This is a genomic window from Neotamlana laminarinivorans (genome assembly GCF_020523925.1).
Lineage (GTDB): Bacteria > Bacteroidota > Bacteroidia > Flavobacteriales > Flavobacteriaceae > Neotamlana > Neotamlana laminarinivorans.
On sequence record NZ_JAJAPW010000004.1, the window covers coordinates 188921 to 212424 of the forward strand.

Genomic DNA, 23504 nt, shown 5'->3' on the forward strand with positions numbered 1-23504 from the left:
ATTTACGATTTTATTATATGACCTTCTTCTAGTGTTATATGTTTGTTACACATGCGTTTCCAGAAGTTAAGATTACTAACAACAATAACGCTCCAAGGGTTTGATGGTTCGCAAATAAAACTGAATATTTTTTCAGATTCTTCTATGTTAAATTGCTTTAATGGCTCTTCAAGTATTAAAACTTTTGGTTTTTTTAAAATGGCTCTTGCCAGTAGTATTTTAGCCGATATAAAGTAGGGTATTTGTTTTCCTTCAGGGTTTAAAAGGGTGTTAAGCCCCTTTGGTTGTTGTTTTAAAAAGTTAGTTAAACCAACGCGTTCTAAAACTTTAAAAATGTCGTCGTCTGATATTTCTTTATTACCAAATGTTAAGTTTTCTCTAATGGTGCCCTCGAAAGGTGTTTCTTCAGACATAACCATACCTAAATGCGAACGGTACTTGTTTATATGCAAACTTTCTAAGGACAAATTATTTATAAAAATATGCCCGTCTGTTGGTGTTAAAACACCAGAAATTAACTGTAGCAATGTGGATTTTCCAGAACCACTTTCGCCTTGGATTAAAATACGGTCTTTAGGCTCTATGGTAAACGAAATATTTTCTAGTATGGGTTTTTTACGGTTTTCAACACGGTAATCAGCATTATTTAACTCTATAGTCATTGGTTTTGTTTCAGCAACTTCTTCGCCAGATTGTTTTTCTATAGATTTATCAACCACTTGTCCAAGCTTTTCAATAGCTGTTAAAACATCGTAAAACGATTCTAATCCTAAAATAAGTTTTTCAACCGAAGCTATAATCAATAATATAATGATTTCAGCAGCAACAAACTGCCCAATGTTCATTTGTTGTTCTAATACTAGATAACCACCAACAAGTAATAATCCTGCAGTAACAACTACTTTAAAACCAATCATTTGTTTAAATTGCAGTACTAATATTTTAAAGTGGTTTTCGCGCGAATCTACATAATCGTAAACTAAATCGTCTGTTTTAGTTAAAGCTAATTTAGTTTTGCCAGAAAGTTTAAAGCTAATTACTGTTCTTGCAATTTCTTCTAGCCAATGTGCTACTTTGTATTTGTATTTTGATTCTTGTAAACTGGTGTCTAAACCTTTTTGTGCGGTATATTTAAAAACTACAAATATTAATCCAAGCAGTAGTAAACCAAAAAGAATAAAAAACGGGTGATAAAAAGCTAATAGAATTAGCGCAAAAATAATTTGAATAAACGCCGAAGGAATATCTATTAAAATTTTAGAAAGTCCTTTTTGTATGCTTAATGTATCGAAAAAACGGTTTGCTAATTCTGGCAAATAGTAATTTCGCATTTCATTCATTTTTATTTTTGGAAACCTATAGGCTAAATCAAAAGACGCTCTTGTAAAAATGCGTTGTTGAATGTTTTCAATAATTCGTATTTGAATAAGTTTTAAGGTTCCCGTAAAAGCAACACCAACGGTTACTAATATTACCAAAACAACCCATGATGTAGAAACTTGCCCACCTTGTAAAAGTGTTATTATTGCTTGAATTCCTAGGGGTAAGGTTAAGGCTAAAATACCTTCAAAAATAGCAAAGTTAGCAACTTTAAAAATGTCTTTCTTTTCTAGTTGTATAAGGCCCAAAAAGCGTTTCCATGGCGATAGGGTACTATTATTTTTCATGCTTTAACGTGTTAAAGATTAAGTTTGTATAAAACTCAGTTACAGATGTCTTTTCGTTACAGTTGGTAATATTTTTAAAATGATTTTTAAAGAAGTGCTGTTGTAAAGCACCTTCTATAATGGTGTTTGCTAAACTTAACGGATACTTGTAAGTGGTGTTAAAATCTGAGATTATCGAAGCAAAACGTTTAACAACACGTTTGTATGGCATAAAAAAGCCTTCTTCATTTTCATTATCAACATCGTGTGTTAAATAAACTTTGGCGTTTTCGTTAATTACAATTTTATTAAGTAAAATCTCATTAATATGCTCAAAATTACTATCTTCTTTAGTAGTACGAGTTAAAACAGCAACCCCTTTTTTTAATTTTTTTTCGGCATTTTTTAAAGCAAAAGTTTCTAAAACTAATTGATATTCTATCCAAACCCAATACCAAGAAGTTAAATACATAAGCAAATGGTGTTTGCTTTCAAAATACCTGTAAATAGAACTTTCGTTTGAGTTAATAGCACAGCCTAGTTTTTTAAACGTGAACTGCTCGAACCCTAACTTGTCTATTAGTAATATGCTGTGCTTAACTATGCGCTTTCCTAAATTTGATGTTTCAGGGTCTTTTATAAATATCCCTTCAGGAACCTCAATTTTAAACCCTTCCAATAAATCTACCATATATAATAAATGTATGTATCACAAATTTAATAGTAATACTTTTAATAATGCGTTATTTAATATTAAAAAATGTTAAACTTTTTAAATACACTTAAAGTATGTTGTTGGTTAATTAAATCATATTATAATTATCATTTAATATGTGGCATATTAATAGAACAAAACAATTTTACGTATTTATTTTCTGTCTAAATATGTATTTAATCGGTTAAAGTGTATTTTTTTACGACAAAATAACTATATTGCAGCGATTGTGATATTTTTATTATGAAAGTTCAACAAATATTGTTAAAAGAAGATAACTGGAAAGTTCAATTAGAAACCATTGGATTTTCTGCTAGTTTATTTTTATGTTTTGTTTCAACTTCATTTAAATATAAAGAAAACGTATTAAAATATTTAAAAAATAAGTTTCCACAATCTGTTTTAGTAGGATGCTCTTCTGGAGGTGAAATTAGTGAGATTGCAGTAAGCGATAAAAGCTTATCATTAACGGCTATTTCGTTTCAAAATGCAACATTTAAAAAGGTAGCGATTAATGTAAATGATGTTAATTCTAGTGAAAAAGCTGGGTATACTATTGGTAGACAGTTAAATAGTGAAAAATTAAAGCATGTAATTGTATTTGGAGATAGTGAAAATGTAAACGGATCAGATTTAGTTACAGGTTTAAAAAGTAACCTTCAAAATGTTAGTGTATCAGGAGGCTTAGCTTCAAATGCCTTAGGATTAAGTGATACATTCGTGTTAAATAATTATAATATAGTAAATAAAACAGTGGTAGCTGTTGGGTTTTATGGAGATAATTTAATTATTGGAAACGCCTCGAGAGGAGGTTGGGGTAGTTTTGGTATAGAGCGTTTAGTTACAAAAGCAGAAAAAAATATTTTGTACGAGATAGATGGTGTGCCGGCTTTAACATTTTATAAAAAATTTCTAGGAGATAAGTTATATAGAGGCTTTAAAAGTCCAGACTTAACATTTTCTTTAAGTATGCGAACAAGCGATAACTTAAGTCGTGTTGTACGATCTATTAAAGGTGTAAATGAAGCAGACCAAAGCTTAATTTTAGGAGGGAATATTTATGAAAATGCCCTTTTAAGGTTAATGAAGTTTAATGCAGATAGATTAATAAATGGCGCAGAGGCATCAGCGAAAGCAGCTAATAAACACAGCGAAACAGGTCTAGCTATTTTAATAAGTTGTATTGGAAGAAAAAATTTTTTAAAACAACTTGTAGAGGAAGAAGTAGAAGTAGTTAGAGAAACTCTTGGAGAAAGGGTGAGCTTAACAGGGTTTTATGCGCTTGGTGAAATAGGACCTTATGATGATTTATCACCATGTGAATTGCATAACCAAACCATGACCATTACAACTCTATCAGAATGTTAAACAAAAACTATCACAGACTCTTAAAACGGCAGCTTAAAAAAGCAGGGTTAGATAACTTTGAAGATCAGAAATTTTCAGCTTTTTTAAAATTAGTTAATGATGCTTATGAAAATTACGATGAGGATTTAAATTACGTTGAGCACGTTTTAGATGAAAGCTCTGATGAGTTATTTAAAGCAAACCAAGAATTAAAAAGGGAAAGGGATCGAACCAAAACGCAATTAGAGAATATTGTAGCCAATGTAGGCGGTATAATTTTTGAAACAGATTTAAAAGGTAATTTTACTTTTTTAAATGATGCTTGGTTAAAATATACAGGATTTACAGCAAAAGAGTCCATAGGTAAAAGTTTTAGAGGATTTTTAGATAAAGACAATATTATTTCAAATAAAAATACTTACGATCTTTTTTCAGGAGATAATAAGCAGCTTGAATTTATCTTTAAATTTTATAAAGGTGATCAATTATTTTGGTTTGAAACAAAATCTAAATTAGTTAGTAATTCTAATGGTGAAGGTATAGGTTATATAGGAACAATAATTGATATTACAACTTTAAAAGAGACCGAAATAGAATTGCATAACGCAAGTCGTGCTAAAGACAATTTCTTATCTACAATGTCTCACGAAATAAGAACACCACTTAATGCTGTTACAGGTTTAACCAACATTATGCTCATGGAAGATTATAAACCAGAGCAAGAAGAAAATTTAAAGGCATTAAAATATTCTGGAGAACATTTACTGGGTTTAATAAACGATTTATTAGATTTCAATAAAATAAAGTCAGGGAAGGTAGATGTTGTAGAAAAAACTTTTAATATTAAATATTTCTTAGAAAATATTCAATCTCATTTCGCACTTAGGGCAGAAAAAAAAGGCGTAGTATTTAATGTGGTAAAAGAAAATAGTATTCCAGATTATGTAATAGGAGACGAATTAAAATTAACACAAATTGTAAAAAATTTACTTAGTAATTCGCTGAAGTTTACTGAGAAAGGCAGTATAGTTCTGTGTGTTAATAATTTAGGTAAAAAAGAAAACAAAGTAAATTTAGAGTTTAAGGTAAAGGATACAGGTATAGGAGTATCCAAAAGTAAACAAGAAACCATTTTTGAAAGTTTTATGCAAGCCGATGCAGATACCTCTTTAAAATATGGCGGTACCGGTTTAGGTTTGGCTATTTGTAAAAAATTATTAAAATTACAAGAAAGTGATTTAATATTAGAAAGCGAAGAAGGTAAAGGTTCTATTTTTTCTTTTACAATAACCTACAAAACTACCAACAGGTTTAGTGATTATAAACCCGAGATGGTTGAACAGCAGCCTGATTATAAATTTTTGAATTTAAATGTTTTAATAGCTGAAGATAATAAAATGAATGTGCTTATTTTAAGGCGCTTTTTAGAAAAATGGAATGTTAAATACCAAGTAGCCAATAATGGTAAAGAAGCTTTATCTTATTTTAAGAGAGAAGATTTTAATTTCGATATAGTTTTAATGGATTTACAAATGCCAATTCTTGATGGATATGAAACAACAAAAGCTATAAGGAATTTGCCAGATTTAGAAAAGGCAAGTATTCCAATTGTAGCCTTAACAGCTTTTGCTCAAAAAGATATTAAAGAAAAAACAAAAGTATATAAGATGGATGACTTTATAGGTAAACCATTCGCTCCAGAAAGGCTATATAAAGTGCTATCTAAATACTGTAGAAACAACTTAAAAAAACAAAGTATTTAATTTAGTCAATACCAAATTGTTTTAAGTGGTGGTCTAAATGCTTGTATTGCATTTGTCCCCATTGTGCAGGTGTAAAATAACCAAAAGCAGGGTGCGGATGCCAGCTTTCCTTATTACGTTGGTTATAAACCTCATCAATTAATTTTAGTAAAATTATTTTTTCACTATTTACATCTTTATTCTCGTTAGTTTTTAAAAATTTAGATGTTGGCAAGTTTTTACGCCATGGTTTATCATTATAAAGTGATTTTTTAAATAGTAATTTAGCTATCCAGCTCGATTTCATTCCAAAACTTTTATTTTGTAACATAATGTCTAATGGACCCTGGCAATGCCATACCATTTGGCCTGCATTCATTTTGCCCCATTTGGCTTCATTTTTGTCTGTTAGTTTATTCAAACGATTAATTAGTTCATCTTTAGCCTCTGTTTCAAAAATAGATTTCATCTTAAAAAATTTTTATTCCTAAATTTACAATATATATCTTTAAAGAATGCAAGAAAAAAACACTTCATTTTCAATAAAAAATTGGAGTCAAGACGATCAACCCAGAGAAAAACTACTTCACAAAGGTAAGGCAGCTCTAAGCGATGCAGAGTTGGTTGCTATTTTAATTGGGAGTGGCAATAGAGATGAAAGTGCTGTTGCATTATGTAAACGAATTTTAGCTAGTGTAGATAATAATTTAAGCGCTTTAGGCAAGTTAAGTATTAAACAACTAACAACATTTAAGGGAATAGGCGAAGCTAAAGCTATTACTATTGCTGCTGCACTAGAGTTAGGAAGGCGAAGACGAAGTGAGGAAGCTATAGTGGTTAATAAAATAACATCTAGTAAATCTGTTTTCGAGATAATGCAACCAGTAATAGGCGAATTAGAGCATGAAGAATTTTGGATTATTTATTTAAATAACTCCAATAAAGTTATTCAAAAAAATCAAATAAGTAAAGGCGGAATAACTGGTACTTTGGTAGATGTACGTTTGGTTTTAAAACAGGCTTTAGAGGTTGGTGCAGTAGGTTTAATTTTAGCCCACAATCATCCTTCAGGAACATTAAAACCTAGTGAAGCCGATAAACAAATTACACAAAAGTTAAAAAATGCTTCACAAAGTTTAGATATACGTGTTTTAGATCATCTTATTGTAACAGAAAAAGCATATTTTAGTTTTGCCGATGAAGCAATTTTGTAAAATTTAAATACCAAAACGTTAAATGCTTTTAGTTTATAGCCATAAAATAACACCACGCTTAAAATATGTTTTTAAACATATTTGTAAACGCATTTTAGGGGTTGAGGTTAGTTTTACAACCAAAGTAGAAGATTTTATTGCACACGACAGTTTAAAAATGTCGTATACCAAACAGCCTCTTAGTAGTGAGTTTTTTATTAAAAGTAACGATATTTTATATCAACAAGGTTTAGATGATATAGATATTGTTGTACAAGATTGGGAGGATACTAAATGCTTTTTTTTTAATGGAGAAAAAAGCGCCTTACCTTTCGATATTTTTGCGGCATCATTTTATTTATTGTCACGTTACGAAGAGTATTTACCACATGTAAAAGATGCTTATGGCCGTTTTCCAGCAACCGAAAGTTTGGGTTATAACTCTGGTTTTTTAACTCAACCAGTTGTAGATATTTGGGCATATAAATTCAAAAAAGCCTTAAAAAATCAGTTTCCCGAGTATAGCTTTCCTCAAAAAAAATATAGCTTTAAACCAATAATAGATGTACCAAATGCATACAATTATAAAGCAAAAGGTATTATAAGAACTATAGGTGGTGCCATACGTGATTTATTGCATTTTAAGTTTAAAAGCCTGTATATTAGATTTACAGTTTTAATTGGTTTTAAGCATGACCCATTCGATACCTTTAAATATATTATTAATAGGCAGCGTTACTCAAAATATAAGTTTCATTTCTTTTTTTTATTAAGCGATTACTCCACTTTTGATAAAAATATAAGTGTAAATAATAAAAGGTTTGTTTCGCTAATAAAGCATGTTGCAGATTACTGTTTGGTTGGTATAAAAGTTTCATATTTTGCTTTAACCGATTTGCAATTATTGAAAAAAGAAAAGTTAAGGATGGAAGACATTTTAAACACAGCGTTGCGAGCATCACGACAATCGTATTCCAAACTTAATCTACCAGAATCGTATAGGAATTTAATTGATTTAGAAATTCATGAGGATTATACTATGGGTTATGTTGATTTTATTGGTTTTAGGGCAGGTACTTGTTCGCCATTTTTCTTTTATGATTTAAATAATGAAGTACAAACACCATTACTAATTAATTCGTACCATGTTATGGATTATGCACTTTTAAAACATAAGTCTCTTTTAGATAAAAAACAGGTTTTAAAACAAGTAATAAAACAAGTGAAACAAGTTAATGGGCAATTTGTACCTGTATTTCATAACTATACATTTACCGACGAAAGTAATTGGAGTGGTTTTAAAGAATTGTTTAATTTAATTCTAGATTCGGCAGATGAAACTTAAAGGTATTACAGATGTATTTTTCGATTTAGATCATACATTGTGGGATTTCGATAGAAACTCAGCACTAACTTTTCAAAAAATATTTAAGATTAACAATTTGAATGTTGATTACAATAAGTTTTTAAGGGAATATGTGCCAATAAACCAGAATTATTGGAAACTTTTTCGTGAAGGCAAAGTAGAAAAAGAAGCCTTAAGGTTTGGTAGGTTAAACGATGCTTTTAATGCCATTCATTTTTCGGTTAATCCAGATGTAATTCAAAAACTATCTAACGATTATATTGAGCATTTATCAAGTTTCAATTATTTATTTGACAATACAATAGCTATTTTAGATTACTTAAACCCTAATTTTAATCTTCATATAATAACAAATGGTTTTGATAAGGTTCAACAGAAAAAAATAGAAAATTCAAAAATCAGTACATATTTTAAAACAGTAACCAATTCCGAAATGGTGGGTGTAAAAAAGCCAGATCCTAAAATATTTTATCACGCCATTCAATTAGCTGGAACCACTGTAGAACAAAGTGTAATGATTGGAGATAATTTTGAAGCCGATATATTAGGAGCCCATAATATTGGTATGGAAGCCATTTATATTAATGCAACAGATAAAACCAAAAGAGAAAACCATAAAAGAATAAACGATTTAATTGATTTAAAACAATTTTTATAATTCACAATAATACTTTTGTTAGCTAGTTAATATATAAAACCAACTAAATTATGCGAAAAATCACATTATTGGTTATAGCGATGCTCATATTTGTGTCTTGTACAAAAGATGTTGATTTTAATCAGGCCAATGATATTCAAATCTCTCCAGCAGTAGAGCTAAGCCTTATTTATACCCAAGCTTATGCAAGCAATTTTCTAGTTAATGGAGTAGAAGTGGCAACCACTGAAACAGATTTTATAGAGGTAGATATTTTTAATGATCAATTTATTAATGATAATGTTACCAAGGTAGATTTGCACTTTGAAACAGAAAATACCCTACCCAGAGAATTTTTATTTAACGTAAATTTTTATTCAGAAACAGGTGCTTATTTACACACTTACAGTTTTACAACCCAAGAAGAATCTCCGCATATAGCAACATTTGAAGATAATAATTTAAACATTATTAAAAATACAAATATCTTAGAGTTCACTATAACTTTACTTTCAGGTGAGCCCTTAACAGAAGATACGCCTGGAAGTATATCTCTGCAGTCAAAAGCAATTTTTTATTTTAATATAGAAAGCTAAAATGAAAAATGCCTTACTGTTAATTATGTTGTTTAGTGCTTTTTGTTTTGCCCAAAACAAACAGATATTATACGGTTTTTCAGATATACCACAAACCTTACTATTAAACCCAGGAGCTAATGTAAACCAAAGCTGGCATGTAGGTATGCCTTTATTATCACATTTACATATAAATGCTGGCACATCAAAATTAACCGTATACGACTTGTTTGCAGATGATAACGTAGATTTTAATGCAAAACTAGAAAACGCCATTTATAGTTTAAATAATAAAGATTTTTTTACTGCCACTCAGCAATTAGAAATTTTATCTGGCGGATTTGCATTTGGTCCAACTTATCAAAAAGATAAGTACTTAAGTTTTGGTTGGTATCAAGAAACCGATTTTATAGCATATTTCCCAGAAGATTATGCCATTTTAGCTTACGAAGGCAATGTAAATAACACAAATAGAGTTTTTAACATAGAAGATTTAAGTTTTAAATCAGAATTACTTTCAGTCTTTCATATAGGATTTAATAAAAAAGTTAACAATAAACTTACTTATGGCATTCGTGGTAAAATATATTCAAGTTTAGCAAATATTACATCAACTAGTAACAAAGGAGAAGTTATAACGCGTACAGGTACAAATAACCTATTATCGCACACATTTAATTTAAATATGGCGGTTAAAACTTCAGGAGTTAGTAGTTTATTAAACGACGATAACTCTAATGTAAGTGAAGATATTTCTACTTTATCAGAAAGATTGCTTTTCGGAGGTAATTTAGGTTTGGGTGTAGATTTTGGTTTTACCTACCAAATAGATAAGCAATGGTATGCAGATGCTTCTATAACAGATATCGGATTTATTAATCATAAAAAAGATGTTGAAAATTACGAGTTAAAAGGTACTTATGTATACGAAGGAGTAGATCCTTTGTTTCCAGATCCAGCAGGTGGTACAGCCGATAATTATTGGAGTGAAGTTGAAGAAGATTTTGAAGAATTGTTTAAAGTAGATACGACTACAACAAGTTACACCACGTTAAGGCCAGTAAAGTTTAATGCTTCGTTAAATTATGCGTTTGGAAAAAGACGACTAAAAAGTTGTGACTGTTTACAAGAAAATAATGGGTATATAAATAAGGTAGGCGCACAATTATATGCTATAAAACGTCCTGAAGCACCACAATTAGCATTAACTACTTATTATTACAGACGCTTATTTAATGGTTTTGATGCTAAAGCAACTTATACCATAGATAGTTATTCGTTTAACAATTTAGGTTTAGGGGTTTCAGCAAATGTTTATGGGCTTAATATATACGCAATGGCCGATAATTTGCTTAATTTTAAGAATATTTATGATGCACGAAGTGTATCTTTACAATTTGGTATTAATTATATATTTAGTAAAAATGAAAATTAAATTATTGATTTTAGGAGTTAGTCTTCTTTTATGTTCTTCTGTATTTGCGCAAAATAACTTAAGTAACTATAAATACGTTATTGTCTCAAAAAAATACGATTTTTTACGTGAAGCAGATCAATATCAGTTAAACTCATTAACTAAATTTTTATTTGAAAAATATGGTTTCGAAACTGTTTTTGAGGCAGAAGGTTACCCTGAAGATTTAACTTTTAATCGTTGTTTAGCTTTAAATTCTGATGTTTTAAAAGATTCCGGTGTATTTAAAACCAAGTTAACCGTGCAATTAAAAGATTGTAATGGAGCTGTAGTGTTTACATCCAAACAAGGTGAGAGTAGAGAGAAAGAATATAAAATATCTTATCATGAAGCTTTAAGAGATGCTTTTAAATCTATTGAGTTGTTAAACCATAAATACCAGCCTAAAAGCGGGGTTGGTTTCCCAAGCCAAAAAGTTATAACAGAAAATGCTGTAGCTGCTAATGACGATAAAGAAAAAGAAGTAGAGCGTTTAAAGCAAGAGATTGAAACATTAAAAAAAGAAAAGCAAGAACAAACTCTTAAAGTTGTAGAGGTAACCCAAGAGGTTGCTAAACCAGCAAAAATTCAAAAAAGTACTGTTGTGTCTGGAATTTTATATGCTCAAGAAACACCAACAGGTTTTCAATTAGTAGACAGTACACCAAAAGTAGTATTCAAAATAAAAAAAACAGGTCGTAAAGATTTGTTTTTAGTAGAAGGAGAAGATTCTGTTATTTACAAACAAGATAACAAATGGATTTACGAGTACAATACCGACGCTGGCGTACAGCAAAAAGAGCTAAATATTAAGTTTTAGGTTTTTAAGAATCAATAACCAAACTAATAACCATATTTATCCTTCCATCGTTCCTTTAAAAAACTACGGTGTGCATTTTCGCGGGTATTATTTCCGGGGTCGTAAAGTTTGGTGTTTTTAATTTCATCAGGCAAAAACTCTTGTTTTGCAAAATTGTTTTCGTAGTTATGTGCGTATTTGTAATTATCGCCATAGCCCAAATCTTTCATAAGTTTAGTTGGGGCATTTCTTATTTCTAAAGGCACACTTAAATCACCTGTTTGTTTTACCAATTGTTGGGCTTTACCAATAGCAGCATAAGCGGCATTACTTTTAGGTGAGCATGCCAAATAAGTAGCACACTGGCTTAAAATAATACGGGATTCTGGGTAGCCAATAGTGGTTACCGCTTGAAACGTGTTGTTTGCAATAACCAAAGCTGTAGGGTTGGCATTACCAATATCTTCACTAGCAGCAATAAGCATACGGCGAGCAATAAACTTAACATCTTCGCCTCCTTCAATCATTCGAGCAAGCCAATAAACTGCCCCATTTGGGTCGCTACCGCGAATCGATTTAATAAAAGCCGAAATAATATCGTAATGCTGTTCGCCAGTTTTATCATAACGCACCGTATTGTTTTGTACTTTTTGCAAAACTACGTCATCGGTAATAACCACATCGTCCGTATCAAACGAATTCACAATAAGTTCGAAAATATTAAGCAGTTTTCTGGCATCGCCACCAGAAAGTCGCAATAACGCTTTAGTTTCTTTTAGCGTAATGTTTTTTTTCGATATGTATTCATCTTCAGAAATAGCCCGCTTTAAAAGCGTTTCTAAATCATCTTTATCAAAAGCATTTAAAATATACACTTGGCAGCGCGAAAGTAATGCCGAAATAACCTCAAAACTCGGGTTTTCGGTAGTGGCACCAATAAGTGTTACCCAGCCTTTTTCTACGGCTTGTAATAACGAATCCTGTTGCGATTTACTAAACCTATGTATTTCATCAATAAATAAAATAGGGTTTTTGGTAGTAAACAAGCCACCGCTGTTTTTGGCCTTATCAATAACCTCACGAACATCTTTAACACCAGAACTAATGGCGCTTAACGTATAAAATGGCCTACCAGATTGGTTTGCAATAATATTAGCCAAAGTAGTTTTACCAATACCAGGAGGTCCCCAAAAAATCATCGACGGAATTAAACCCTGTTTAATATGCTGTGTAAGCGTACCATTTTTACCAACCAAATGCTCTTGGCTCACATAATCTTCCAAGGTTTTTGGTCGTAATCGTTCCGCTAAAGGCTCGTTTGCATTCATAAATGTAAAATTACAGAAATTTTTAGGTTTTGGGCGTGCCCCTTCATATAATTACGGGTCGCGCTTTCCGTTGCAAGTCCTCGCTGCGCTGTGGGCTTTTCACTGCAATCGCTCACGCGGGCTAATCTGCCAATTTAGCACATAAACCAAAGTTGGATGCTTTTTTGCTATTTTAACAGCAATGAATAAATCGCAACAATTTAAATTCTCAACAGGCGTAATTGCTTACCCTGTATTTTTTGTTCTCACCATCTGGATTGTTTTTTGGGCCGAGGTTAGGTTTGGGTATAATTTTAGCAAATATGGCGTGTATCCACAAACATTAAAAGGGTTGCGAGGCGTGTTGTTTAGTCCATTTATTCATGGTAGTATCGAGCATATTTATCACAACACTATACCGTTGTTTGTGTTGTCTACTGCGTTGTTTTATTTCTATAGGAAAATAGCTTGGAAAGTACTTTTTTACGGCATTTTATTATCTGGTTTCTTAACGTGGTGTATTGGCAGACCATCTTATCATATTGGCGCAAGCGGATTAATTTATGTGTTAGTTAGTTTTACTTTTTTTAAAGGCATTTTTGCTAAATATTACAGATTAATAGCTTTGTCGCTTTTGGTTGTTTTTCTATACGGAAGCATGATTTGGTATACTATGCCGGTTGATAATAACATTTCCTGGGAAGGCCATTTGGCCGGATTAATTACCGGATTACTTTTTGCTTTATTATTTAAAAAAGAAATAGCAAAACCTAAAAAGTTCGCTTGGGAGGAAGAACATTATAATGAAGATGATGACCCGTTTTTAAAACACTTCGATGAAAACGGAAATTTTATAGAAAGTTTACCTGAAGATGAGGTCGAGGAAGAATCAGAACAACTTCAAATTCGATATATTTTTAAGAAAAAAGAAGAAGAGTAGTATTTTTGTCATCAGTCATCAGTCATCAGTCATCAGTTTTTAGTAGAACTATCGTCTCTGTCTAACAGCTTCGTACAAAAATGCACCACATGCTACAGAAACATTTAACGATTCAATGTCGCCCAATAAGGGTAATTTAGCTTTATCGTCGGCCACTTTTAATACCGATGGATTAATACCTCTGCCTTCCGATCCCATAATTATGGCGCAAGGTTCTGTAAATGTAACATCGTAAATTGTATTGTTAGTTTTTTCGGTAGCAGCAATTACTTTTATACCCGATGCTTGCATGTAAAATACGGCATCTTTAATATGGTCTACTCTACAAATAGGCACTTTAAAAACGGCACCTGCACTAGTTTTTATAGTATCACCATTAATAGGGGCAGCGCCTTTTTTTTGTATAATTATACCGCTAACACCAGTACATTCGGCAGTTCTAATAATGGCTCCAAAATTTCTAACATCACTAAGTTGATCGAGTAGGAGGAAAAGTGGCGTTTTACCAGACTCCATTACGTTAACCACTAAATGTTCGATATCATAAAATTCAACAGGAGATATTTGTGCCACAGCACCTTGATGATTTTTTTTAGTTAATCGGTTTAGTTTTTCTACAGGTACATAAGATTTTGTAATGCCTGTTTTATTAACCAACGATTCTAATTCGTTAAATAAATCGCCGTGTAAACCTTTTTGTAAAAAAACTTTATCAATAGTTTTTTCAGAATTTATCGCTTCAATTATTGCGCGAATACCAAAAATTTGTGTGCTATTTTCCATTGGTGTAAAGGTATAAAAAAACCACCTCAAAAAGAGGTGGTTTAAAATAACAATTATTTTGTTTTACATGGTATCAAAATCAGTTGACTCACTATCTCCATAATCACCGCCACCATTAGCTTTTATTTCGCCTCCAATAGTTAGTGTGTATGTTCCATTTGATGGGTAACTAAGCCCGTCACCATAAGAATCTGTTATAGTAAAAGTGTAATCGCGACCAGCACAAAGAACAATAGTTTCAGAAGCTGTTGCATCTCCGTCACTATAGCCAGATCCAGAAACTACTACACCTCCTAATGAATCTGTTATTTCCCATGCTACTTCGCTGGCATACCCGTCGAAAACAAAGTCTAAAGATCCACTAACTTCATTACAATTTTGAATATATTCAATAGTTGTTGAACTGCCGTTTGAGTAACCAGTAACAACATCAATAAAACTAATTTGTAGAGCATTTACTCCTATACCTAAATCAATATCAGATAAAGTTACTGTTAAAGTTCCAGAATTGGAACCCGCTGGAATAGTTACACTTGTTGGAACAGAGTAAGACCCATCAGCAGCATCTTCACCATTAGCTTCTACATTAAAAGAAGTATCTGATGATACTATAGAAGTAGTATAAACAGTTACATCTACCGTAGTTGTTCCGTCTACATCTACAGCAGCAGAGTAAGTGTCGTCCCCAAAAGACACATAATTCAATGAAGATTCGAATTGATCTTCCTCACAGTTTTGAAACAAAACAAATGAGAAAACAATTAAAAAAATATTTAGTGTTTTTTTCATAATCATAATTTTAATTAATGTTATTACTAGTTTTGTTCTGCTTCAGTTATATATGGGTTGGCATCAATTTCTTGTTGAGGAATTTTGAAAATCCAATCATCATTTATTGATGGTCTATCTTGCATAAACCCATCTTGATATAGGTTAAATGATGCTCCAGAATTGGTATGGTCAATTGCTTCATCCCATCTAATAGCATCATGATAGCTAAATCCTTCACCCCATAATTCAACTTTTCTTTGCCATTTAATTTGTTCCATTAAAGCATTTTGAGTAGCGTATGCTGTTTTGTCGAATGCAGTATCTCTAGCAGAGCCTAATATATCTAATGCGTCTTGCGCTCCAGAAATATCATTCATCATGGCTTTTGCTTCAGCTTCTATTAATACCATTTCTGAAGATCTCATGTAAATGACGTCGTCTGGGTCTATAGAACCAGGGTTTTCTTGTTTGAATTTAACATTCATGTAAGGGTGTGTGTTGTGTGCTGTAGTAGCTCCGTATGTTTCAATAATCTCACTCCACGCGTCCCAAAAATCATCTTCATTATCATAATTTGGGTCTGTTAAATAACTACCTCCTTGGTCGTTTGAAGCAGATGGGTTTGTGTTAGGAGCTAAAGGTAACCAAGCTTGGTTTCTATAATCGGTATCTGGAATAGCATCATAAAGCTCTTTACTAATAAGTTTAGGATTACTTCTGTTTTGACTACCGTTAAATGCAAAAGCTACGTAGTAGAAATATGAAGCAAAATAATTTGTTTCGGTGTCTATTACTTGACCGCCCCAAATAACTTCAGATAAATCATAAGTATTAAAGCCAGAAAGCCATTCGCTTTCTCCCATTATAGGGTATCCGTTTCTTGCTAATTCTGCACTTTCTGCGGCAGTACTCCAATCCCCTTTTGAAAGTGCTATTCTAGCTTTAATACCATAAGCAGCGTTAATTGAGATTTGTGATTTATTATCAGGAGCACTTGCATTTTGAAAGTATGTCACAGATTTGTTTATGTCGCTTTCTATTTGGTCGTAAACATCTTGAACTGTACCACGAGGAGCACTTTCATAGGGAGCACCTTTTTCTAAAAGTAAAGGAACTCCTAAATCTGTGCTAGGATCTCCTATAATGTAACCTTTTGAAAATGTTGTTACTAATCTCCAGTAAGCCCAAGCTCTGTATGCATATGATTGAGCTAAAATATTATTTATTTGCTCAGTGTATGTATAGTTGTTATTTTCAATCTCATTTATTATACTATTTGCTGAAGCCACAAAATGATATCTTTGAAACCAAAAGTTGTATAATGTTGTTGAATTTGAATTTGTATGCATATTCCAAGCCAAATCAGCGCTCATCCAACCATTACCAGGAGAAGAATGTATAATGCTTCCGCCTATAGCATCTAATGATGGAATAAAGTGACTTTCGCCAGTTCTACTCCATGTAGCGCCTTCTAAAGGGGTTTGAGCATACATCATTCTGTGTAACCCTTCCAGTATAAGCTCCATATTTTCAGGACTTGATAATGCTGCTGCCTCTGAGATGGAATCAGTGGGAACATTTTCAAGGTATTCTTCTGAACAACTTACCAATGTAAAAACTAACATGGTAAGTGCTAAATATATTTGTTTTCTCATAATTTTAAATGTTTTGATAATTTTTCTTTTTTTAAAAAGCAACATTAACACCTATAGATATTACTCTATTTGGGTTATAATCATTACCAGAAGGGGTTCCAGCTAAATTATATTGTGGGTTTAATCCATTTCTTTTTGCGAATAAAGCAACATTTTCAGCAGAAATAAATAATTTTAATTTGTCAACACCTATGGTTTGTAAAGTATTTGGTGTTAAGTTATAAGCTAAATTTATGTTCTTAAAAGCAAGGTAAGAAGCATCAGTTAAGAATCTAGAAGATAATGTAGGAACTAAATCTGCATTACCATTTTCTAGTCTTGGAACATCTGTTACATCTCCTGGATTTTGCCATGCATTTAAAATATCTGGATGAAGTGAAGCTCCATATGTGCCTTCATGCATCATGTTTGCATACCCGTAGTCAAGAATATAGCCACCTATTTGGTAAGTAAATAAGAAACTTAAATCTAAGTTTTTGTATTTAAATGAGTTAGAGATAGATCCTATTAAATCAGGAACAGAAGATTTATTTACATATCCTTTACCTGCTTCTTGATAATCGTTGGTTACAGCATGGGTTCCATTATCAGTTAGTACAGGAATACCAACAGTATCGCCATCTTCTTCATACATGTAAAATAACGCATCACCATTACTAGGGTCTACACCAGCATAATCGTATACATAAAAATCATATCTAGAGCGTCCTGCTTCCCACCTTTTAGATCCAGTTACAAAAGGAGATGGTAAATAGGTGATTTCATTTTTAAGTGTTGAGGCTTGAAGTCCTAGGTTCCAAGAGAAGTCTTTCGATTTAATGATTCCTGCATTTAAACCAATTTCTATACCAGAGTTGAACATGTCTCCAATATTATCAACTGCAGTTTCTTGACCTTCTGAGCTAGGTATTGGCTGTTCGTATAATAAATCTGAAGATATTCTTTTATAGTATTCTACAGATCCCGTTAAACGGTTATTAAATAAACCAAATTCAAGAGCTACGTCATAGCTTTCAATAGTTTCCCATTGTAAATCTTCATTCCCTGTTGTATCCCAGTATATTCCAGGTTCACCTGCATTAGGTAAAATAGCATATAGTGCTTGAGATACATAAAAGCCACCTATTTGATCGTTTCCAACCTCACCATATGACGATCTTAATTTTAAATCGTTAACAAATCCTACATTACTCATGAAGTTTTCTTGAGATATTCTCCAAGATCCAGAAACTGAATAGAAATTACCCCATTTGTTATTTGTAAATACAGAAGAACCATCTCTTCTAAAAGAACCACTTAAGTAGTATTTATTATCGTAATTATAATTTAATCGAGATAAGTAGCCTTCTAAGTTATAATCTGTACTACTACCGTCTGCTGAAAGAACAACTGAAAAATTGTCTAATTCATAAATGCCTGTAGCTGTTTCTGTGCTTTTAAACGCTGAATTCTCTGTGTAGTTTCTGTCAAAACTTTCATGACCTATAAGTAAATCGAAATTGTGATTGTTAAATGATTTCTTGTAGGTTAATAATTGATTGAAGTTTTCAGTAGTTCTTGTAAACCTTGTATCTGAAAAACGTGCAGTAGGTGCACCATCACCAACTTCAGGGTTTTCATAACTTTTATTAATGCTAGATTGAATATCTTGGCCATAAACGAGGCTAAATTTTAAACCTTCAATTATAGTTAAATCGGCGTTAAATCTATACCCGTAGTTATTTCTTGTTGTTAATTCTTCATTTAAAATCGCTTCTTCAATAGAATTTCTTCCAACGTATGTTGGTCTTGCAGAAACACCATAATCTAGGTAGCTTTCTCCTCTATCCCAAATTAAATCACCAGCTTCATCTCTAATATAATCACCTGTGTCTGGATCTAATAAATAAGGAGAATAAATAGATCCCATGTTTTTTGCTATACCAAATACGTTAGCTACAGAGGTCCCTCTTGATGGAGAACCTTTAACTTTTTCTTTAGCAAAGCTTACATTACCTCCAAGTGCTAACCAGCTTTTTGGATTATATGTACTTCCTAAACGTCCTGTAGTTCGGTCATAGCTACTTTCAATAACGTAACCTTGTTCTTGTAAATTAGAAGCAGAAAAGAAAACAGAATGTTTATCGCCACCGCCTGAAATATTAATGGAATGGTTTTGTCTAGAACCTGTTCTTTCTAAAGCATCATACCAGTCTAAGTCTTTTGCTATTAATTCTGCATCTGGGTTTAATGTACCGTCTGTACCAACTATTTGGTCGTTTGCAACATTAAAAGGGTTTCTACCTAGTCTATTGTAAATTGATGCGGAAGCTTCAATTGCAGCGGCATCATCTCCACCTAAAGAGTTTTTGTAAGCTTGCCACATGGCTTCATAGTATTGTCCTGGAGACAAAGCATCATATTCGTCAATACCTTTAGTTATTACACCAAACTGACTTGAAACATTAATTTTGATTCCCGATTCTTTTTTGCCTTTTTTGGTGGTTATTATTACTACCCCGTTAGCGGCTCTAGAACCATATAATGATGTAGAAGCAGCATCTTTTAAAACAGTCAGTGATTCTATATCATCTTGGTTTAGAGTGTTTAAACCACCTTCGAATTGAACGCCATCTACAATAAATAAAGGATCAGTACTTCCATTAAGTGTGCCTACACCTCTAATTACTAAACTTGGAGACGAACCAGGTTGCCCTGAAGCCGCTAAGAATTGTACACCAGTTGCATTACCTTCAATGGCCGCAATAGGAGACGTTAAGGGTCTTAATTCCAATTGTTCTGGGTTAATAACACTAGCTGAACCAGTGAAGTCTTCTTTCGTTGTAGATCCAAACGCAACAACAATAACTTCGTCAAGAGCGGCAGCATCTTCAGATAGAGTTACATTGATGGTGCTAGATGAACCTACTATCACTTCTTTTGTAGTGTATCCAACAAAGCTAAACACTATTGTAGAACCTTCATTAGTTGAAATGGAGTATTTACCATCAAAATCAGTTGAAGCCCCTTTATTGGTGCCTTTAATCACTATTGTAGTACCTGGTAATGGAAGGCCAGTAGCATCTGTTACCATACCTGATACTGTTTTTTCTTGTGCAAACGCAGTTTGAACAACAAACACTAATAGTAGTGTTAAAATTCTGAGGAATTTTGTTTTCATTATTTATAATTTTGAATTAGTCAAAGCAAAAATCTTAATAAATAGTTAATAAAACAATAAATACTCGTTAAAAAATGTAGTGTTTTATTAAGGAATGTGAAAATTATGTAATAAAAAACCACCCAATAGGGTGGTTTTTTATTACATAATTTATTTTGTTAAACTATTTACGAATAATTTTCGTGGTAATAGTTTTATTATTATTTGTTGCTTTTACTAAATATATACCAGTTCTTAGACTGTTTAGGTCGAGTTTAGAGGCTGTGTTATCTAAATTTAATTGAGTTGAGAATACATTTTTGCCAGAAATATCATATATATTAAGTTTAGTTTCCCCGATGTTACTTGCTGATTTAATTGAAATTTCTCCTGTAGTTACTGTTGGGTATAATCTAAATTCTGATTGTGTTAAAGTTTCTTGAATAGATAATGATTCGCCAGTGAATTGACCTGAGAAAATTCCTCTACCGTAAGTAGCTGCAAAAACCATATTGTCATCTCTTAAATCTAGGTCTAACACCTTTACATTGCTCATACCGTTGTATGATGTCTCCCATGTTGGACTAGAACTTGAAAAGTTATTAGTGTACCAAACACCTAATTCAGTTCCAATAATTACTTCTTCTAGATTTAATGGATTTTGTAAAATTGTTTTTACAGGGATGTCAGGAAGATTACCATCTTTTTCTTGCCATGTAGATCCACCATCATTTGAATACCATATGTTATTAACGCCATAGTTGTGCATAGTAACAAAAATATCGTCTTCAGATTGCCCTAATTCAATATCAGAAACACTTCCTACTAATTCATTACCATCCAAGTTTGTCCATGTTGGAGTTGCTGTGTTTGCATTTTCTACTAAAATTACATCACCTAAAAAAGTTCCTACAAATAGTGTAGTAGATGTTGTTGTATATGGTGAAACTTTAAAAGCAGTAGGAGAGGCAGTTAATTCATCATCAGTTAAAATATCCTGTGTTAGTGTAGCGCTGCTTTTTATTCCAGAATATCGCATTATTGAAACTTCTGTACCTGTGTAATTAGAGTACAAAATATCTAAATTTGAATCAAGGTCTTGTGGGTTTATAAATGCACCATTACTAGCGTCTTCATTATTAATGGTTACATTATCGCCATCAAAATTATAAAGATTTATACCAGAATTATAGACATAATTTCTTATTAAATATCTATCTGTACCATCTTGGTCAAAGAAAGTATAAGCACCATCGCCTCCATATATTTCTGTTGCTGCAGATGTTCCCGTAGGGTTTCCATTTTCAACAAGCTGAGTTCCATTATCTTGAAGTCCGCCCGCAAAATAATCTCCAGTATAAGCTGTAGTTGGTCCTACGCCAACCGTATAAAATTGAGATGTGTTAAATCCATTATTTCTTTCTTCGGTTGTTGTTCCCCCATCTGCAGAATAGTATACACCTCCATCATTACCAAAAATGACTTTATTCGAATCATTATTACCAAAGGCAGCAATGTGCTGATCTGCATGTACATATTGGTGTCCCCAACCACCGTACCAGTGTGAGAATTGCGACCATGTATCTGCACCATCAGTAGATTTAAATAAGTCTATACCTCCAGTATATAACACATCATCATTATCTGGACTAACTTCAAGTAACAAATCGTAAAAGGCTTGTCCTCTAGTAAAGTCTGTTGCACTTATGTCGGTATCGTCATCGTTTGGTAGTGTTTTTGTTCGTACTCCAAATGAAGGAACGAAAGCGCTTGTTGTACTTAAAATTGTAACGCCACTAGTAGTTTCAGCTAAGACATATATTACTCCTGCGTTAGTATTGGAAACGGCAATTTGAGTTCTAGCAGCATTACCAACTTCATATACTAAATTAAATGTGTCACCATCATTAGAAGAGAATATAGAGCCTCCACCATCTCCATAAAGTTTGCTGTTTGTTGTAGACATCCAAATTGTACCATCTGCACTAACTTCAATGTCATTAGGGCAATATTTATTGCCATTAGCAGTAAGTGGTAAGCTAGATTCTGTCCATGTTGTTCCTTCATCAACAGATTTGTAAACACCATAGGATAAACCTCCAATTGTTGTTGCTGCATTAGAGGAACCATATGATGCATCAGAAGCAGCTACATAGATCTCTGAAGTACCATTATTATTTTTAATTTTTATATCGTTTATATGTTGTATTCCTGGAACCACTAAAGCTGTAAAGTTTCCTGTACTTGGGTTAAGAGACCCTGTAACTGTACCAGAGTTTAATGCTGCCTCTATAAGATCTCCATCCTCCATTGATATCATTACAGATGGAATAGTAATTGTAGTGTCATCTCCTCCCATTGGTACAGGTTCTCCAGATACATTATTCATCATAATTACTCCAATAGCACCTGCATCTTCAGCATATCTTACTTTATCATCGAAGTTGCAATTACCTCTTCTTATTACAGCAATTTTTCCTGTAGCATCGGCTCCGAAAGTATTACATCCTTCTGTTGGTTCTCCACCAGAAGTGTCGTTTGCTAATATAAATTCTGCTGTTATGGTTGTTGTTATTTCTGAACCAAAAGCAGTTGTTGGATATGATTGGTAGTCTGCAGCTATGGAAGATGGTGAGTTTACAGTAATTGTTGATGCAGATACGAAATAACTCTCTCCTGTTGAGCCACCAAAAATTTGGGTCCATGAATTTCCTCCATCTGATGATTTCCATAACCCATCACCATTAACCGCACCATCAGAATGGCCTACGTATGATTCTCCAGTTCCAACGTAAAAAATTTGGGTATTGTTTGGGTCGAATGCAATAGAGGATACAGCTAAATTTTCTGGAATATCAAGTAATGTCCATTCTGAATTTGGATTCGAAATGTTTGTGTTTTTCCATAAACCACCACTAACACCTCCAGCAAAAACTGTTTCGTCTGTAGTATCATTTGGATCAAACATTAAAGCTCTTGTTCTACCCCCAACATTATTTGGGCCTCTTTCAATCCATAAATTATCTTCTTTATCTCCGGGAGTTCTTGAATATATGCTATTGTTATTTAGTAATTCTTTTTGAAGTTCAGCAACCTTTAAAGGTGTAGGCCTACCTAGTTCTGGATTCATTGTTAAAATCCATTGTTCTTCTAAGTATTTATTTGGCGGTAAACCAGCTGCTTTTCTGTCCTTTTTTGATAGTTTTAAAACCTCTTTAAAAGGATTGTTTTCAACATAGTTTTTATGTTTTAGTTTTATAGATGCAATTTCATTTTGCTTTTCAGTTTCATTTGAATTACTGAGTAAATTAAACAAAAATACTCCCAATACAAAGATTAGGACAAAAGGTAAAAGTTTTTTCATTTTAGTTTTTTTAGTTTTAAAGTAAAACACCTCTGTATAGTTAATACAGAGGTGTTTAAGTTACTTAAAATA

At 32.5% G+C, this 23504-nt stretch carries 18 protein-coding genes; 9 read left to right on the top strand and 9 right to left on the bottom strand.

Features of this window, described 5'->3' with window-relative positions:
* Window positions 1-2: 2 nt before the first annotated feature.
* A complete protein-coding gene (locus LG649_RS10195) occupies window positions 3-1667 on the bottom strand; it encodes a peptidase domain-containing ABC transporter (protein WP_226543730.1) in 1665 nt (554 codons plus the stop codon).
* Window positions 1657-2337, bottom strand: coding sequence for a TetR/AcrR family transcriptional regulator (locus LG649_RS10200; protein WP_226543731.1), 681 nt, complete (start codon window positions 2335-2337; stop codon window positions 1657-1659). The genes LG649_RS10195 and LG649_RS10200 overlap by 11 nt, the downstream gene beginning before the upstream one ends.
* 267 nt (window positions 2338-2604) lie before the next feature.
* Between LG649_RS10200 and LG649_RS10205 the strand changes: the two genes are divergently transcribed.
* On the top strand, window positions 2605-3729 hold the full coding sequence (locus tag LG649_RS10205) for an FIST signal transduction protein (RefSeq protein ID WP_226543732.1): 1125 nt from the start codon (window positions 2605-2607) through the stop codon (window positions 3727-3729).
* Window positions 3723-5471 (top strand): ATP-binding protein, encoded by a 1749-nt coding sequence (locus tag LG649_RS10210; RefSeq protein WP_226543733.1) that lies wholly within the window; start codon window positions 3723-3725, stop codon window positions 5469-5471. The genes LG649_RS10205 and LG649_RS10210 overlap by 7 nt, the downstream gene beginning before the upstream one ends.
* Before the next feature lies 1 nt (window position 5472).
* Here the strand turns inward: LG649_RS10210 and LG649_RS10215 are convergent, their stop codons facing one another.
* Complete coding sequence (locus tag LG649_RS10215; protein WP_226543734.1) at window positions 5473-5919, bottom strand: DUF1569 domain-containing protein; 447 nt, start codon at window positions 5917-5919, stop codon at window positions 5473-5475.
* 46 nt (window positions 5920-5965) lie between these two features.
* On the opposite strand from LG649_RS10215, the gene radC reads away from it, so the two are divergent.
* Genes radC through LG649_RS10245 form a run of 6 tightly spaced genes read left to right on the top strand, consistent with a single transcriptional unit; the run spans window position 5966 to window position 11494 of the window.
* Window positions 5966-6664, top strand: a complete 699-nt coding sequence (gene radC, locus LG649_RS10220) for a RadC family protein (RefSeq protein ID WP_226543735.1) — start codon at window positions 5966-5968, stop codon at window positions 6662-6664.
* 22 nt (window positions 6665-6686) lie between these two features.
* Window positions 6687-7988, top strand: a complete 1302-nt coding sequence (locus LG649_RS10225; RefSeq protein WP_226543736.1) for a polysaccharide deacetylase family protein — start codon at window positions 6687-6689, stop codon at window positions 7986-7988.
* On the top strand, window positions 7978-8667 hold the full coding sequence (locus LG649_RS10230) for a YjjG family noncanonical pyrimidine nucleotidase (RefSeq protein WP_226543737.1): 690 nt from the start codon (window positions 7978-7980) through the stop codon (window positions 8665-8667). The genes LG649_RS10225 and LG649_RS10230 overlap by 11 nt, the downstream gene beginning before the upstream one ends.
* Before the next feature lie 50 nt (window positions 8668-8717).
* On the top strand, window positions 8718-9242 hold the full coding sequence (locus LG649_RS10235; RefSeq protein WP_226543738.1) for a hypothetical protein: 525 nt from the start codon (window positions 8718-8720) through the stop codon (window positions 9240-9242).
* Window position 9243: 1 nt separating this feature from the next.
* Window positions 9244-10656, top strand: coding sequence for a DUF5723 family protein (locus LG649_RS10240; RefSeq protein WP_226543739.1), 1413 nt, complete (start codon window positions 9244-9246; stop codon window positions 10654-10656).
* Entirely contained in the window at window positions 10646-11494 is an 849-nt protein-coding gene (locus tag LG649_RS10245) for a hypothetical protein (protein ID WP_226543740.1), read from the top strand. The genes LG649_RS10240 and LG649_RS10245 overlap by 11 nt, the downstream gene beginning before the upstream one ends.
* Before the next feature lie 23 nt (window positions 11495-11517).
* Here the strand turns inward: LG649_RS10245 and LG649_RS10250 are convergent, their stop codons facing one another.
* Entirely contained in the window at window positions 11518-12801 is a 1284-nt protein-coding gene (locus LG649_RS10250) for a replication-associated recombination protein A (protein WP_226543741.1), read from the bottom strand.
* 181 nt (window positions 12802-12982) lie between these two features.
* Here LG649_RS10250 and LG649_RS10255 point away from each other — a divergent pair, with 181 nt between their 5' ends.
* Window positions 12983-13720, top strand: coding sequence for a rhomboid family intramembrane serine protease (locus LG649_RS10255; protein WP_226543742.1), 738 nt, complete (start codon window positions 12983-12985; stop codon window positions 13718-13720).
* A gap of 48 nt (window positions 13721-13768) precedes the next feature.
* Here the strand turns inward: LG649_RS10255 and rlmB are convergent, their stop codons facing one another.
* From rlmB to LG649_RS10280, 5 genes are all read right to left on the bottom strand, one after another.
* The gene (rlmB, locus tag LG649_RS10260) at window positions 13769-14503 is read right to left on the bottom strand and encodes a 23S rRNA (guanosine(2251)-2'-O)-methyltransferase RlmB (RefSeq protein WP_226544033.1); all 735 of its coding nucleotides are present in this window, start codon (window positions 14501-14503) and stop codon (window positions 13769-13771) included.
* A gap of 63 nt (window positions 14504-14566) precedes the next feature.
* Window positions 14567-15292, bottom strand: a complete 726-nt coding sequence (locus LG649_RS10265) for a hypothetical protein (RefSeq protein ID WP_226543743.1) — start codon at window positions 15290-15292, stop codon at window positions 14567-14569.
* Between the two features lie 26 nt (window positions 15293-15318).
* Window positions 15319-16929 carry a RagB/SusD family nutrient uptake outer membrane protein gene (locus tag LG649_RS10270; RefSeq protein WP_226543744.1) on the bottom strand — a complete coding sequence of 537 codons (1611 nt, stop codon included), beginning with the start codon at window positions 16927-16929 and terminating at the stop codon, window positions 15319-15321.
* 31 nt (window positions 16930-16960) lie between these two features.
* The gene (locus tag LG649_RS10275) at window positions 16961-20089 is read right to left on the bottom strand and encodes a SusC/RagA family TonB-linked outer membrane protein (RefSeq protein ID WP_226543745.1); all 3129 of its coding nucleotides are present in this window, start codon (window positions 20087-20089) and stop codon (window positions 16961-16963) included.
* 163 nt (window positions 20090-20252) lie between these two features.
* The gene (locus LG649_RS10280; protein ID WP_226543746.1) at window positions 20253-23432 is read right to left on the bottom strand and encodes a PA domain-containing protein; all 3180 of its coding nucleotides are present in this window, start codon (window positions 23430-23432) and stop codon (window positions 20253-20255) included.
* Window positions 23433-23504 lie beyond the last annotated feature (72 nt).

Excerpts from the sequence above, each read along its gene's own strand:
- LG649_RS10195 (WP_226543730.1), bottom strand. The coding sequence starts at position 1,667 with ATGAAAAATAATAGTACCCTATCGCCATGGAAACGCTTTTTGGGCCTT.
- LG649_RS10200 (WP_226543731.1), bottom strand. The coding sequence starts at position 2,337 with ATGGTAGATTTATTGGAAGGGTTTAAAATTGAGGTTCCTGAAGGGATA.
- LG649_RS10205 (WP_226543732.1), top strand. The coding sequence starts at position 2,605 with ATGAAAGTTCAACAAATATTGTTAAAAGAAGATAACTGGAAAGTTCAA.
- LG649_RS10210 (WP_226543733.1), top strand. The coding sequence starts at position 3,723 with ATGTTAAACAAAAACTATCACAGACTCTTAAAACGGCAGCTTAAAAAA.
- LG649_RS10215 (WP_226543734.1), bottom strand. The coding sequence starts at position 5,919 with ATGAAATCTATTTTTGAAACAGAGGCTAAAGATGAACTAATTAATCGT.
- radC (WP_226543735.1), top strand. The coding sequence starts at position 5,966 with ATGCAAGAAAAAAACACTTCATTTTCAATAAAAAATTGGAGTCAAGAC.
- LG649_RS10225 (WP_226543736.1), top strand. The coding sequence starts at position 6,687 with ATGCTTTTAGTTTATAGCCATAAAATAACACCACGCTTAAAATATGTT.
- LG649_RS10230 (WP_226543737.1), top strand. The coding sequence starts at position 7,978 with ATGAAACTTAAAGGTATTACAGATGTATTTTTCGATTTAGATCATACA.
- LG649_RS10235 (WP_226543738.1), top strand. The coding sequence starts at position 8,718 with ATGCGAAAAATCACATTATTGGTTATAGCGATGCTCATATTTGTGTCT.
- LG649_RS10240 (WP_226543739.1), top strand. The coding sequence starts at position 9,244 with ATGAAAAATGCCTTACTGTTAATTATGTTGTTTAGTGCTTTTTGTTTT.
- LG649_RS10245 (WP_226543740.1), top strand. The coding sequence starts at position 10,646 with ATGAAAATTAAATTATTGATTTTAGGAGTTAGTCTTCTTTTATGTTCT.
- LG649_RS10250 (WP_226543741.1), bottom strand. The coding sequence starts at position 12,801 with ATGAATGCAAACGAGCCTTTAGCGGAACGATTACGACCAAAAACCTTG.
- LG649_RS10255 (WP_226543742.1), top strand. The coding sequence starts at position 12,983 with ATGAATAAATCGCAACAATTTAAATTCTCAACAGGCGTAATTGCTTAC.
- rlmB (WP_226544033.1), bottom strand. The coding sequence starts at position 14,503 with ATGGAAAATAGCACACAAATTTTTGGTATTCGCGCAATAATTGAAGCG.
- LG649_RS10265 (WP_226543743.1), bottom strand. The coding sequence starts at position 15,292 with ATGAAAAAAACACTAAATATTTTTTTAATTGTTTTCTCATTTGTTTTG.
- LG649_RS10270 (WP_226543744.1), bottom strand. The coding sequence starts at position 16,929 with ATGAGAAAACAAATATATTTAGCACTTACCATGTTAGTTTTTACATTG.
- LG649_RS10275 (WP_226543745.1), bottom strand. The coding sequence starts at position 20,089 with ATGAAAACAAAATTCCTCAGAATTTTAACACTACTATTAGTGTTTGTT.
- LG649_RS10280 (WP_226543746.1), bottom strand. The coding sequence starts at position 23,432 with ATGAAAAAACTTTTACCTTTTGTCCTAATCTTTGTATTGGGAGTATTT.